Source organism: Enterobacter sp. S-33 (assembly GCF_028735835.1).
GTDB classification, from domain to species: Bacteria; Pseudomonadota; Gammaproteobacteria; order Enterobacterales; family Enterobacteriaceae; genus Enterobacter; species Enterobacter vonholyi.
Genome location: NZ_CP117838.1, coordinates 4,180,165 through 4,193,318, shown reverse-complemented (window position 1 = coordinate 4,193,318; position 13,154 = coordinate 4,180,165). Strand labels below are relative to the sequence as shown.

Below are 13,154 nucleotides of genomic sequence, written 5' to 3'. Positions count from 1 at the left end.
GTGATTGAATAATGGCAAAGGCACCAGTTCGTGCACGTAAACGTGTAAGAAAACAAGTCTCTGACGGCGTGGCTCATATCCATGCTTCTTTCAACAACACCATCGTTACTATTACTGATCGTCAGGGTAACGCATTGGGTTGGGCAACAGCCGGTGGTTCCGGTTTCCGTGGTTCTCGCAAATCCACTCCGTTCGCAGCTCAGGTTGCAGCAGAGCGTTGCGCTGAAGCCGTAAAAGAATACGGCATCAAGAATCTGGAAGTTATGGTTAAAGGTCCGGGTCCGGGTCGTGAATCTACTGTTCGCGCTCTGAACGCCGCTGGTTTCCGCATCACGAATATTACTGATGTGACTCCGATCCCTCATAACGGTTGTCGTCCGCCGAAAAAACGTCGCGTATAACGCTCCGTTTTTTAGGTTAGTTGGAGATAGAAAATGGCAAGATATTTGGGTCCTAAGCTCAAGCTGAGCCGTCGTGAGGGCACCGACTTATTCCTTAAGTCTGGCGTTCGCGCGATCGATACCAAGTGTAAAATTGAACAAGCTCCTGGCCAGCACGGTGCGCGTAAACCGCGTCTGTCTGACTATGGTGTGCAGTTGCGTGAAAAGCAAAAAGTTCGCCGTATGTACGGTGTGCTGGAGCGTCAGTTCCGTAACTACTATAAAGAAGCAGCACGTCTGAAAGGCAACACAGGTGAAAACCTGCTGGCTCTGCTGGAAGGTCGTCTGGACAACGTTGTATACCGTATGGGCTTCGGCGCTACTCGTGCTGAATCACGTCAGCTGGTTAGCCACAAAGCAATCATGGTAAACGGTCGTGTTGTTAACATCGCTTCTTATCAGGTTAAAGCGAATGACGTTGTTAGCATTCGTGAGAAAGCGAAAAAGCAATCTCGCGTGAAGGCCGCTCTGGAGCTGGCTGAGCAGCGTGAAAAGCCAACCTGGCTGGAAGTTGATGCTGGCAAGATGGAAGGTACGTTCAAGCGTCAGCCAGAACGTTCTGATCTGTCTGCGGACATTAACGAACACCTGATCGTCGAGCTTTACTCCAAGTAAAGCTTAGTACCAAAGAGAGGACACAATGCAGGGTTCTGTGACAGAGTTTCTAAAACCGCGCCTGGTAGATATCGAGCAAGTGAGTTCGACGCACGCCAAGGTGACCCTTGAGCCTTTAGAGCGTGGCTTTGGCCATACTCTGGGTAACGCACTGCGCCGTATTCTGCTCTCATCGATGCCGGGTTGCGCGGTGACCGAGGTTGAGATTGATGGTGTACTTCATGAGTACAGCACCAAAGAAGGCGTTCAGGAAGATATCCTTGAAATCCTGCTCAACCTGAAAGGGCTGGCGGTGAGAGTTCAGGGTAAAGATGAAGTTATTCTTACTCTGAATAAATCTGGCATTGGCCCTGTGACTGCAGCCGACATCACCCACGACGGTGATGTTGAAATCGTCAAGCCGCAGCACGTGATCTGCCACCTGACCGATGAGAACGCAGCGATTAGCATGCGTATCAAAGTTCAGCGCGGTCGTGGTTATGTGCCGGCTTCTGCCCGAATTCATTCGGAAGAAGATGAGCGCCCAATCGGCCGTCTGCTGGTCGACGCATGCTACAGCCCTGTAGAGCGTATTGCCTACAATGTTGAAGCAGCGCGTGTAGAACAGCGTACCGACCTGGACAAGCTGGTCATCGAAATGGAAACCAACGGCACAATCGATCCTGAAGAGGCGATTCGTCGTGCGGCAACCATCCTGGCAGAACAACTGGAAGCTTTCGTTGACTTACGTGATGTACGTCAGCCGGAAGTGAAAGAAGAGAAACCAGAATTCGATCCGATCCTGCTGCGCCCTGTTGACGATCTCGAGTTGACTGTCCGCTCTGCTAACTGCCTCAAGGCAGAAGCTATCCACTATATCGGTGATCTGGTACAGCGTACCGAGGTTGAGTTGCTGAAAACGCCGAACCTGGGTAAAAAATCTCTTACTGAGATTAAAGACGTGCTGGCTTCTCGTGGTCTGTCTCTGGGCATGCGCCTGGAAAACTGGCCACCGGCAAGCATTGCTGACGAGTAACCGGATCACAGGTTAAGGTTTTACTGAGAAGGATAAGGTCATGCGCCATCGTAAGAGTGGTCGTCAACTGAACCGCAACAGCAGCCATCGCCAGGCTATGTTCCGCAACATGGCAGGTTCACTGGTTCGTCATGAGATCATCAAGACGACCCTGCCTAAAGCGAAAGAGCTGCGTCGCGTAGTTGAGCCGCTGATTACTCTTGCCAAGACTGACAGCGTTGCTAATCGTCGTCTGGCATTCGCCCGTACTCGTGATAACGAGATCGTGGCAAAACTGTTTAACGAACTGGGCCCGCGTTTCGCGAGCCGTGCCGGTGGTTACACTCGCATTCTGAAGTGTGGTTTCCGTGCAGGCGACAACGCGCCGATGGCTTACATCGAGCTGGTTGATCGTTCAGAGAAAGCAGAAGCTGCTGCAGAGTAATCTGCAGTAACGTAAAAAAACCCGCTCCGGCGGGTTTTTTTATATCCGCGATATCCCCACTTCTCTACAATGTCTGTATCAATTCTGTTCATCTCCTGGAGCGGGTAATGTGGTTGCTCGACCAGTGGGCAGAACGCCATATTCGTGATGCCCAAAAAAAAGGCGAATTCGACGATCTTCCAGGAAGCGGCGAACCTCTTGTGCTTGAAGACGATTCCCACATCTCGCCTGAATTACGGGCTGGATACCGTTTACTGAAAAATGCAGGCTGTCTCCCTCCGGAGCTTGAACAGCGCAGAGAGGCTGTTGAACTGGCCGATCTGCTTAAAGGCCTCCGTCAGGACGATCCGCGACATTCTGAACTTAGCCGTCGTCTCACCCTGCTTGAACTCAAGCTTCGCCAGGCAGGAATGAACACTGACTTTCTGCACGGTGAATACGGTGTAAGATTGATGCAGAAATTAAATGAGGAGTAGCTATGTACCGTATCGGTGAACTTGCGAAGCTCGCTAACGTCACGCCGGATACCATTCGATATTACGAAAAGCAGCAGATGATCGATCATGAGGTTCGTACTGAAGGTGGCTTTCGACTTTATACCGATAACGATCTGCAGCGCCTGCGGTTTATTCGTTATGCGCGCCAGCTCGGTTTCACATTAGACTCGATCCGCGAACTTTTATCGATCCGCATCGATCCGGCACATCACACCTGCCAGGAGTCTAAAAGCATTGTGCAGGCTCGTCTGGATGAAGTGGAAGCACGCATTCAGGAGCTGCAAACCATGCAGCGCTCTCTGCAAAGGCTGAATGATGCCTGCTGCGGTACGGCCCACAGCAGTATTTATTGTTCCATTCTGGAAGCTCTTGAACAGGGAGCGAGTGGAGAAACGCAGGGCTGTTGATTTTTAGTTCATCCGGGTCTAGACTCCCGTCGTCATAAACCATGCTCAGGAGAATTTATGAGCCGCTATCAGCACACGAAAGGTCAGATCAAAGACAATGCCATTGAGGCACTACTTCACGACCCGCTATTCAGACAGCGCGTTGAGAAGAATAAAAAGGGAAAGGAAGTTATCTGCGTAAAGACAAGCATGAAAAACGGGGTAACTGGGAGGCCAGTGGCAAGCAAGCGAATCGCTTATTTACCACTGGCCTTCCTGCTTTAAGCTTTTGATTAAACGCGGTTGTTCTGCTCTTTTAACAGATCGCGGATCTCACTCAGCAGCACTTCTTCTTTCGTTGGTGCAGGTGCTGCAGCTGGCTCTTCTTTCTTACGATTGAGCCTGTTGATCAGCTTGATAGCCATAAAAATGGCAAACGCGACAATCACAAAATCAAATACGTTCTGAATGAATACGCCGTAGTGCATCACGACCGCCGGCACATCACCCTGTGCTTCACGCAGCGTGAAAGCGAACTGTTTGAAATCTATGCCCCCGATTAACAACCCTAAAGGTGGCATGATAATGTCGGCCACTAATGATGAAACAATCTTGCCGAATGCCGCACCAATAATGACACCCACAGCTAAATCCACCACGTTCCCGCGCATCGCAAATTCGCGAAATTCTTTAATAAAACTCATTGTTCTCTCCTTGTGCCAGCTGACGAGTTTAAGTTTAACAAATGATTAGCCAATTGCCATTCGGGATAATTAAACATTATAAAAAATAAAAGGCACAAAAATGAAAAGGATAAAGTAAGGGTGCTCTTTCTGGAGCACCCAATTCTTTAAAGGAAGAATGGACTTGGCTGGAATAAACGTTCGACGTCGGTAATAAACTTTTTATCGGTAAGGAACATAATAACGTGATCGCCTTGCTCAATTCGTAAATTGTCATTGGCAATCATGACATCATTCCCGCGCACAACGGCGCCGATGATCGTGCCTGGTGGAAGCTTAATTTCATCGATTGACCGGCCCACGACGCGTGACGTGGTTTCATCTCCGTGAGCAACAGCTTCAATGGCTTCCGCCACGCCACGGCGGAGCGATGACACACCGACAATATCCGCTTTACGAACATGGCTCAGAAGCGCTGAAATTGTTGCCTGCTGAGGCGAAATGGCAATATCAATAACGCTGCCCTGAACCAGATCGACATACGCCTTGCGCTGGATAAGCACCATGACTTTTTTTGCCCCCATGCGCTTCGCGAGCATGGCGGACATTATATTTGCCTCGTCATCGTTGGTGACGGCAATAAAGAGATCGACTTGATCAATATGCTCTTCAGCCAGTAGCTCCTGATCGGACGCATCACCATAAAATACGATCGTATTTTGAAGTTTTTCCGCCAGTTCAGCAGCACGCTGTTGATCGCGCTCGATCAACTTCACGCTGTAATCTTTTTCTAACCGATGTGCCAGACCTGCACCGATATTGCCGCCGCCGACCAGCATAATGCGTTTATAGGGTTTTTCGAGACGCTGTAGTTCACTCATCACCGCACGAATATGCTGTGAGGCCGCAATAAAGAAGACCTCATCACCGGCTTCGACAATCGTGGAGCCCTGCGGGCGAATGGGTCTGTCGTGACGGAAAATGGCTGCGACGCGCGTATCGATATGCGGCATGTGCTCGCGCATGGTGGAAAGCGCATTGCCGATCAATGGTCCGCCGTAATAGGCCTTAACCACTGCCAGACTCACTTTGCCCTCGGCAAAGTTTACCACCTGCAGGGCACCCGGATATTCGATCAGGCGGTAGATATTGTCGATAACCAGCTGTTCTGGCGCGATAAGGTGGTCGATGGGGACCGCTTCGGAATTAAACAGTTTTTCAGCATCGCGAACATAGTCCGGAGAGCGAATACGCGCAATTCGGTTTGGCGTGTTGAAAAGCGAGTAGGCCACCTGACAGGCAACCATATTGGTTTCGTCAGAACTGGTCACCGCAACCAGCATGTCGGCATCGTCGGCGCCTGCCTCACGAAGAACACGTGGGTGCGAACCATGACCCTGCACCACCCGCAGGTCAAATTTGTCCTGTAAAACACGCAGGCGATCGCCGTTGGTATCAACTATGGTGATGTCGTTGTTTTCCCCAACCAGGTTTTCCGCCAGCGTTCCGCCAACCTGTCCTGCGCCCAGAATGATAATCTTCATATCTCGTGACCTGTTCTCAACATCACTCTTTGATTAGCTTAGCGTAAAAGAAACCATCACCCTCTTCTGTACCCGGCAGATTCTGCTGACCCGGGCATTCAGGCGTTCCCGTATCTCGCAGCGCCGCGTCCGGGGTACGTTTAAGGAAGGCCGAGATTTGCTGACTGTTTTCTTCCGGCAGCACTGAGCAGGTCGCATAGACCAGCGTGCCGCCGGGTTTGAGATGCGGCCAGATGGCGTCGAGAATGTCGGATTGCAGTTGGGCAAGCTCGTTAATATCACGATCGCGACGCAGCCACTTGATATCCGGATGACGACGAATCACGCCGGTTGCTGAGCAGGGGGCATCCAGCAAAATGCGGTCAAACTGGGTTTCACCACACCATTCCGCGGGTTTGCGCCCATCGCCTTGCTTAACCTGTGCCTTCATGCCCAGACGCTTGAGGTTGTCATAAACGCGTGAAAGACGCTGCTCATCAACATCCACCGCCATCACGCTGGCCTGCGGAGCCACTTCAAGAATATGGGTCGTTTTGCCCCCAGGCGCTGCGCAGAGATCGAGGATCTGCTCACCGTTTTGGGGTTCAAGCCAGGTCATGCAACCCTGAGCCGAGGCATCCTGTACCGTTACCCAACCGTCTTCAAAGCCGGGCAATGCATGTACCGGTGCAGGCGATGCTAAGCGCACGGCATCAGGGTATGCGTCATGGGTGAAGCCGCTCATTCCAGCTTCTTCAAGTAATGCCAGCCATGCGTCACGGGTGTGGTGATTACGATTCACGCGTAACCACATTGGTGGACGCTGGTTGTTAGCATCGGCAATGTCCTGCCATTGCTGCGGATAAGCTTTTTTCAGGCGCTTCAACAGCCAGTCCGGATGCAGGAAGCGCGCTTCGCTTTGGGCAAATTCAGCCAGAAGCTCTTCCTGCTGTCTCTGGAACTGACGCAGTACGCCGTTGATCAGCCCTTTCAACTGAGGACGTTTAATCGCAACGGCACCTTCCACCGTCTCTGCCAGCGCGGCATGGGGTGGGATGCGGGTATGAAGAAGCTGATAAAAACCCACCATAATCAAATAGTGTACGGTGCGCTGTTTGCCTGTCATTGGGCGTGACATCAGCTTATTAATCAACCACTCAAGTTGAGAAAGCGTGCGCAGGACGCCAAAGCAGAGCTCCTGAAGCAGGGCTTTATCCTTATCAGAGACTTTTTGCTGCAGGGGAGGCAGGACATTGCTCAATGACTGGCCCTGCTCAATAACCTGCTCGACGGCCTGAGCCGCCATACTGCGTAGATTTTGTTTTTTCATAACCGTAAAAATAAAAATGCCCGGAAACACCGGGCCTTAAGAATAAATTTGCTCAGGCAAGACGGTTGCCCGGGATAAACCATTCGCGACGGGAATTTAACAGATCCTGAGCGCTCATGGCTTTCTTACCGGCCGGTTGGAGCGATTCAAGATTCAATATCCCTTGCCCAGTCGCCACCTGGATGCCGTTCTTGTTGGCGTCAACAATCGTACCGGGTTCAGCCGTAGTAGTACCGCTAATGACGGAGGCTTTCCACACTTTCACCGGCTGCTCATCAATCTCCATCCAGCTCATCGGCCATGGATTGAAAGCGCGAATGCAGCGTTCAAGCTGAGCGGCCGACAGGGACCAGTCGATCCGCGCTTCTTCTTTGCTCAGCTTTTCGGCATAAGTCACCAGCGCGTCATCCTGAACTTCCGGTTTCGACGTATTGTCAGCAAGCTGCTGGAGCGTCTCGATAAGCCCTTGTGGACCGAGGTCTGCCAGTTTGTCATACAGCGTGGCGCTGGTATCGTCTGACGTAATGGGGCAGGCCAGTTTATACAGCATATCGCCGGTGTCTAAACCTACGTCCATCTTCATAATGGTAACGCCCGTTTCGGCATCACCTGCCCACAGCGAGCGCTGAATAGGTGCAGCACCACGCCAGCGCGGGAGCAAAGACCCATGCACGTTGATGCAACCCAGGCGAGGCATATCGAGCACAGCTTTTGGCAGGATTAAACCGTAAGCCACCACCACCATTACGTCGGCTTTCAGGTCAGCGACCAGCTGCTGATTTTCCTGTGGGCGTAACGATGCGGGCTGGAAAACGGGTAGCCCATGCTCTTCTGCCAGCACTTTTACCGGGCTGGGCATCATTTTTTTGCCGCGACCAGCAGGACGGTCCGGCTGGGTAAAGACGCCAACAACCTTGTGACCGGAAGATAACAGCGCGTCAAGATGACGCGCTGCAAAATCAGGGGTTCCCGCGAAGATAATTCGTAGTGTTTTAGACACGGTGATCCTTGTATCCGGGGGCGTTATGCGCGAGAACGCAAACGATCCAGTTTTTCTACTTTCTGACGAATACGCTGCTGTTTCAGCGGTGAGAGGTAATCGATAAACAGTTTACCGACAAGGTGATCCATCTCATGCTGAATACAAATCGCCAGCAGGTCATCTGCTTCCAGTTCGAACGGATTACCGTCACGATCCAGGGCGCGAATTTTCACCTTTTCAGCTCGCGGCACTAACGCACGCTGTTCAGGAATAGACAGACAGCCTTCCTCAATACCGGTTTCGCCACTCTTTTCGAGCAGCTCAGGGTTGATCAGCACCAGGCGGCCATCGCGATTTTCAGAAACATCAATCACGATAATACGCTTATGAATGTCCACCTGTGTCGCCGCCAGGCCAATGCCTTCTTCGGCGTACATGGTATCGAACATATCATCAACGATACGCTGGATTTCTGCATTCACTTCTTTGACCGGTTCAGCGACGATGCGAAGGCGCTCGTCCGGAATATGTAACACTTGCAAAACTGCCATAAATTTCCAGAGTCGTGTTCAGGAGTTGATAAGAATACTACCTCTATTCTAGACAAATCCCCCATCGATTGACAGCATCAGTGACCAATCGCAATGATTGCGGAGGCCGCTTATGGCAGGGGAAAGGATGACGTTGACCGAGATATGGCTACGGCTAATACACACAGGGTCTCTGTGTGGTGATGTAATGCTGGAAGCGGCTGCACGACTGCAGAAGCAGGAAGGCATCGACACGCTTGTCTTAAGAAATGCTGGACTGACAGCAAAGCAGGCTGAACGGTTCTTTGCGTTCAATGAGAGTGAGCTGGAACGTAGCCTGCTATGGCTTGAGCAGCCGGGGCATCATTTATTAACGGCCAACCATCCCCTTTATCCCCCTTTGCTTCGCACGATCCCTGATTATCCCGGTGCATTATTCATAAAAGGTAACCCAGAGACGCTTAATACCGTTCAGCTGGCGGTGGTAGGCAGTCGTGCGCCGTCATGGTACGGCGAGCGATGGGGGAAAATCCTGTGCGAACAGCTTACACAAAGTGGTTTCACGATTACCAGCGGGCTGGCCTGCGGTATTGACGGCGTTGCCCACAGCGCGGCACTGTCAGCTAAAGGACAAAGTGTCGCGGTCCTGGGGAACGGTCTTTTTAGCATTTATCCACGCCGACATCAGGCATTGGCGATGCGGCTTATTGAATCTGACGGCGCGATAGTCTCTGAGTTTCCGCTTTCCGCGCAGCCCAGGCCGGCAAACTTTCCGCGTCGTAATCGAATTATCAGCGGGCTTAGCAAAGGCGTGCTGGTAGTTGAAGCTGCGCGGCGAAGCGGTTCGCTGGTCACGGCACGATGCGCGCTCGAACAGGGGAGAGAGGTCTTTGCCTTGCCCGGCCCGATAGGTAACCCCGGATGCGAGGGGCCCCACTGGCTGATTAAACAAGGGGCCACACCTGTAACGGAAGTAGGGGATATTCTTGAAAATTTGCAATATGGGCTGCAATGGCTGCAGGAAGATCCCGAAAAGCGACAATATTCATCAGATCAGGGAAAGGTGGCATTGCCATTTCCCAAGCTCCTGGCTAACGTAGGAGATGAGGTAACACCTGTTGACGTTGTCGCTGAACGTGCCGGCCAACCTGTGCCAGTAACGGTAGCACAGCTACTCGAACTGGAGTTAGCAGGGTGGATCGCAGCTGTACCCGGCGGCTATGTCCGATTGAGGAGGGCATGCCATGTTCGACGTACTGATGTATTTGTTTGAGACTTACATCCATAACGAAGCAGAAATGCGAGTGGATCAGGACAAATTGACACAGGATCTTACCGATGCGGGGTTTGAGCGGGAAGACATCTATAATGCGTTGATGTGGTTGGAAAAACTGGCTGATTATCAGGAAGGCCTGGCCGAACCGATGCAGCTTGCTTCTGATCCATTGTCAGTACGCATTTATACCGCAGAAGAGTGTGAAAGGCTGGACGCCAGCTGCCGGGGATTCATCTTATTCCTTGAGCAGATTCAGGTGCTGAACCTCGAAACGAGAGAAATGGTGATAGAGCGCGTCATGGCGCTGGATACAGCAGAATTCGAACTGGAAGATCTCAAATGGGTGATCCTGATGGTTCTGTTTAATATTCCGGGCTGTGAAAATGCCTATCAGCAAATGGAAGAATTACTCTTTGAAGTGAATGAAGGTATGCTGCACTAATTCAATGTGCAGCACCAAGAGTTGTTATGGCCAAATCAGCACTATTCACGGTGCATAAAAACGAGCCCTGCCCGCAGTGCGGGGCTGAACTTGTTATTCGGTCCGGGAAACACGGCCCGTTTCTCGGTTGTTCACACTATCCGGAATGTGATTATGTTCGTCCTCTGAAAAGCCAGGCGGATGGACATATCGTTAAAATTCTGGAGGGTCAGTATTGTCCCGTGTGCGGTGGTGAATTAGCCCTGCGGCAGGGGCGTTTCGGCATGTTTATTGGATGTAGCCGCTATCCAGAATGTGAGCATACGGAACAAATTGATAAACCTGATGAAACGGCAATTGCGTGCCCTCAGTGTCAGCGCGGTCAGCTGGTACAGCGCCGTTCCCGTTATGGTAAGACCTTCCATTCGTGCGATCGCTACCCTGAATGCCAGTTCGTCATCAATTTTAAACCGGTAGCGGGAATCTGCCCTCATTGCAATTATCCGCTACTGATAGAGAAGAAAACCGCGCAAGGCATGAAACGCTTCTGCGCCAGTAAACAATGTGGAAAGCCGGTTACGGCGGATCAAAATAGTGAATAATAACCTGCCATCAGGCTCCATTGCGCATGCAGTGGACGTACTGAAAAATGAAGAAGTCATCGCCTATCCAACTGAAGCTGTTTTTGGGGTCGGTTGCGATCCTGACAGCGAGACGGCTGTGAGCCGTCTGCTTGCCCTGAAACAAAGACCCGTCGAGAAAGGACTGATTTTGATCGCTGCGAATTACGAGCAGCTTAAACCTTATATCGATGACTCTATGCTGACGCCGGCGCAGCGCGAGACTATCTTCTCCGCGTGGCCGGGACCAGTGACCTTCGTCTTCCCGGCGCAGCCGACAACCCCGCGTTGGTTAACCGGACGCTTTGATTCCCTCGCCGTTCGCGTAACTGACCATCCGCTGGTGGTTGAGCTTTGTCTGGCATTTGGTAAACCGCTAGTCTCAACAAGTGCTAACCTGACCGGATTGCCGCCTTGTCGGACAACCGAAGAAGTGCTGGCGCAGTTCGGGAATGACTTCCCTGTTGCTGTCGGTGAAACGGGAGGGCGCCTGAATCCGTCTGAAATTCGCGACGCTTTGACCGGCGAACGTTTTCGCCAGGGGTAATCTCATGGAAACCTATGCTGTTTTTGGCAATCCCATTGCACACAGCAAGTCACCGTTGATCCATCAGCAATTCGCGGAGCAGCTGGAGATTGATCATCCCTATGGTCGCATACTGGCGCCAGTGGATGCTTTTATCCCAACGCTGGAGGCCTTTTTCACCGCGGGGGGCAAAGGCGCGAATGTGACGGTGCCTTTTAAAGAGGAAGCCTTCGAACGTGCGGATGAGCTAACCGAGCGCGCTTCACTGGCTGGTGCAGTCAATACTCTAAAACGGCTTGAGGATGGACGCCTTTTGGGTGACAACACCGACGGGATTGGTTTACTCAGCGATCTGGAAAGACTCTCCTTTATCAAGCCTGGATTCCGGATCCTGCTGATTGGCGCGGGTGGCGCATCGCGGGGCGTTCTGTTGCCTCTGCTTTCACTGGACTGTTCGGTGACCATTACTAACAGAACCTTTTCCCGGGCAGAAGCACTGGCGGCGTTGTTTGCGCATACCGGCAGCGTGAGCGCGGTAGCTCTTGACGATCTTGCCGATCGTGAGTTCGATCTTGTCATTAATGCCACATCCAGTGGCATTAGTGGTGAGATCCCGGCGATCCCCGCTTCGCTGGTCAGTGCGCATATGTATTTCTATGACATGTTTTATCAGAAAGGAAAGACGCCTTTCCTTAACTGGTGTGAACAACACGGTGCGAAACAGTTAGCCGATGGACTCGGCATGCTGGTGGGGCAGGCTGCGCATGCGGTGCTGCTCTGGCACGGGGTGTTGCCTGCAGTCGAGCCGGTCATTGAAAAGTTAAAGCAGGAGCTTTCGGCGTGAATCAGGCTATTCATTTTCCGGACAGAGAGAGCTGGGATGAAAGTAAGCAAGCGGTCTGTTTCCCGGTTCTGGTACACGGCATGCAACTGACCTGTGCCATTCATGGGGAAACGCTGTTGCGTCGTTTTGGCGGTTCAGATCCGATAGCGGTATTTTGCGAAAATCGCTGGGAGCTGGAAGAGGAAGCCAGCGATTTAATCCGCGAAGAGCAGGAAGACGATCAGGGTTGGGTTTGGCTATCCTGATCCAAATAATCATTTTTCCATTTTACGTAGTTGTTCGCCGAGTATTTTAATCCTTCGATCTCTGCCTCCTTAAGGGGGCGGATCTGTTTTACCGGACTTCCCAGATAGAGATAGCCGCTCTCCAGCCGTTTGTTCTGCGGGACCAGGCTACCGGCTCCAATCATCACGTCATCTTCTACTATGACGCCATCCAGCAAAATCGACCCCATGCCAACAAGTACGCGATTTCCGATAGTACAGCCGTGAAGCATCACTTTATGGCCGACGGTAACCTCTTCTCCAATGATGAGGGGATTGCCTTCCGGGTTATAGGAGGATTTGTGCGTGACGTGCAGGACGCTACCGTCCTGAATATTGGTACGTGCACCAATCGACACATAGTTAACATCACCCCTGATGGCGACGAGTGGCCAGATACTGACATCATCGGCCATTCGGACATCACCAATCACCACGCTGCTGGCATCGATCATCACGCGATCGCCTTTTTGGGGGAACAGATCTTTATAAGGACGTAATACTGCGGGCATATCTACCTCTAACAATGAGCGCTATACAGAAGACTTTGATCGTATTAATGGATCGAGGCAAGGCAAAATACGTCAATATTTAAGCAGATCGGGCGGGATTTCAGCGAAAAGCGCGGAAAATCAGCAGTCGGAAAAAAAGATCTAAAAAATACTTGTGCTAAAAAATGGGATCCCTATAATGCGCCTCCATCGACACGGCGGATGTGAATCACTTCACAAACAGCCCGGTCGGTTGAAGAGAAAAAATCCTGAAATAACGGGTTGACT

General features: G+C 51.6%; 18 protein-coding genes and 1 pseudogene. 13 read left to right on the top strand and 6 right to left on the bottom strand.

Features of this window, described 5'->3' with window-relative positions; translation table 11 throughout:
* The first annotated feature begins 11 nt into the window (after positions 1 to 11).
* The 7 genes and pseudogenes from rpsK (at position 12) to PUP35_RS19885 (ending at position 3,670) form a co-directional block, all read left to right on the top strand.
* Positions 12 to 401: a 30S ribosomal protein S11 gene (gene rpsK, locus PUP35_RS19915; protein ID WP_003863312.1), complete on the top strand. Its 390-nt coding sequence runs from the start codon at positions 12 to 14 to the stop codon at positions 399 to 401.
* A 33-nt stretch (positions 402 to 434) separates the two neighbouring features.
* Positions 435 to 1,055, top strand: coding sequence for a 30S ribosomal protein S4 (gene rpsD, locus PUP35_RS19910; RefSeq protein WP_004868345.1), 621 nt, complete (start codon positions 435 to 437; stop codon positions 1,053 to 1,055).
* Positions 1,056 to 1,080: 25 nt separating this feature from the next.
* On the top strand, positions 1,081 to 2,070 hold the full coding sequence (locus PUP35_RS19905) for a DNA-directed RNA polymerase subunit alpha (RefSeq protein WP_002919219.1): 990 nt from the start codon (positions 1,081 to 1,083) through the stop codon (positions 2,068 to 2,070).
* A 40-nt stretch (positions 2,071 to 2,110) separates the two neighbouring features.
* Positions 2,111 to 2,494, top strand: coding sequence for a 50S ribosomal protein L17 (rplQ, locus tag PUP35_RS19900; protein WP_001216368.1), 384 nt, complete (start codon positions 2,111 to 2,113; stop codon positions 2,492 to 2,494).
* Between the two features lie 107 nt (positions 2,495 to 2,601).
* Positions 2,602 to 2,970 (top strand): DUF1992 domain-containing protein, encoded by a 369-nt coding sequence (locus PUP35_RS19895; protein WP_271369732.1) that lies wholly within the window; start codon positions 2,602 to 2,604, stop codon positions 2,968 to 2,970.
* Between the two features lie 2 nt (positions 2,971 to 2,972).
* Positions 2,973 to 3,398 carry a Zn(2+)-responsive transcriptional regulator gene (gene zntR / locus PUP35_RS19890; RefSeq protein WP_014833516.1) on the top strand — a complete coding sequence of 142 codons (426 nt, stop codon included), beginning with the start codon at positions 2,973 to 2,975 and terminating at the stop codon, positions 3,396 to 3,398.
* A 57-nt stretch (positions 3,399 to 3,455) separates the two neighbouring features.
* Positions 3,456 to 3,670 (top strand): annotated as a pseudogene (locus PUP35_RS19885) (alternative ribosome-rescue factor A).
* On the opposite strand, the gene mscL reads toward PUP35_RS19885, so the two are convergent.
* The 5 genes from mscL to def all read right to left on the bottom strand — a co-directional run bounded on the left by mscL (position 3,671) and on the right by def (position 8,446).
* On the bottom strand, positions 3,671 to 4,081 hold the full coding sequence (gene mscL, locus PUP35_RS19880) for a large-conductance mechanosensitive channel protein MscL (RefSeq protein WP_023309449.1): 411 nt from the start codon (positions 4,079 to 4,081) through the stop codon (positions 3,671 to 3,673).
* Between the two features lie 146 nt (positions 4,082 to 4,227).
* Positions 4,228 to 5,604: a Trk system potassium transporter TrkA gene (trkA, locus tag PUP35_RS19875; protein WP_008503482.1), complete on the bottom strand. Its 1,377-nt coding sequence runs from the start codon at positions 5,602 to 5,604 to the stop codon at positions 4,228 to 4,230.
* A gap of 22 nt (positions 5,605 to 5,626) precedes the next feature.
* Positions 5,627 to 6,913, bottom strand: a complete 1,287-nt coding sequence (gene rsmB / locus PUP35_RS19870) for a 16S rRNA (cytosine(967)-C(5))-methyltransferase RsmB (protein ID WP_274241020.1) — start codon at positions 6,911 to 6,913, stop codon at positions 5,627 to 5,629.
* Between the two features lie 52 nt (positions 6,914 to 6,965).
* Positions 6,966 to 7,913 carry a methionyl-tRNA formyltransferase gene (gene fmt / locus PUP35_RS19865; RefSeq protein ID WP_127732448.1) on the bottom strand — a complete coding sequence of 316 codons (948 nt, stop codon included), beginning with the start codon at positions 7,911 to 7,913 and terminating at the stop codon, positions 6,966 to 6,968.
* Between the two features lie 23 nt (positions 7,914 to 7,936).
* Entirely contained in the window at positions 7,937 to 8,446 is a 510-nt protein-coding gene (gene def / locus PUP35_RS19860; protein WP_008503479.1) for a peptide deformylase, read from the bottom strand.
* 127 nt (positions 8,447 to 8,573) lie between these two features.
* Between def and dprA the strand changes: the two genes are divergently transcribed.
* The 6 genes from dprA to PUP35_RS19830 are packed head-to-tail and all read left to right on the top strand — an operon-like array spanning position 8,574 to position 12,357.
* A complete protein-coding gene (gene dprA / locus PUP35_RS19855; protein ID WP_111966072.1) occupies positions 8,574 to 9,698 on the top strand; it encodes a DNA-protecting protein DprA in 1,125 nt (374 codons plus the stop codon).
* Positions 9,670 to 10,143 (top strand): DUF494 family protein Smg, encoded by a 474-nt coding sequence (gene smg / locus PUP35_RS19850; RefSeq protein WP_008503477.1) that lies wholly within the window; start codon positions 9,670 to 9,672, stop codon positions 10,141 to 10,143. Before dprA ends, smg begins: the two co-directional genes overlap by 29 nt.
* A gap of 26 nt (positions 10,144 to 10,169) precedes the next feature.
* Entirely contained in the window at positions 10,170 to 10,724 is a 555-nt protein-coding gene (locus PUP35_RS19845) for a DNA topoisomerase family protein (protein ID WP_274241016.1), read from the top strand.
* Positions 10,717 to 11,289: an L-threonylcarbamoyladenylate synthase type 1 TsaC gene (gene tsaC / locus PUP35_RS19840; protein ID WP_023309444.1), complete on the top strand. Its 573-nt coding sequence runs from the start codon at positions 10,717 to 10,719 to the stop codon at positions 11,287 to 11,289. Before PUP35_RS19845 ends, tsaC begins: the two co-directional genes overlap by 8 nt.
* A 4-nt stretch (positions 11,290 to 11,293) precedes the next feature.
* Positions 11,294 to 12,112: a shikimate dehydrogenase gene (gene aroE, locus PUP35_RS19835; RefSeq protein ID WP_274241013.1), complete on the top strand. Its 819-nt coding sequence runs from the start codon at positions 11,294 to 11,296 to the stop codon at positions 12,110 to 12,112.
* Positions 12,109 to 12,357: a DUF1488 domain-containing protein gene (locus PUP35_RS19830; protein ID WP_274241011.1), complete on the top strand. Its 249-nt coding sequence runs from the start codon at positions 12,109 to 12,111 to the stop codon at positions 12,355 to 12,357. The genes aroE and PUP35_RS19830 overlap by 4 nt, the downstream gene beginning before the upstream one ends.
* Here PUP35_RS19830 and PUP35_RS19825 read toward each other — a convergent pair.
* The gene (locus tag PUP35_RS19825) at positions 12,333 to 12,887 is read right to left on the bottom strand and encodes a gamma carbonic anhydrase family protein (protein ID WP_111966069.1); all 555 of its coding nucleotides are present in this window, start codon (positions 12,885 to 12,887) and stop codon (positions 12,333 to 12,335) included. The two genes, PUP35_RS19830 and PUP35_RS19825, sit on opposite strands and share 25 nt — an antisense overlap.
* Positions 12,888 to 13,154: the final 267 nt, after the last annotated feature.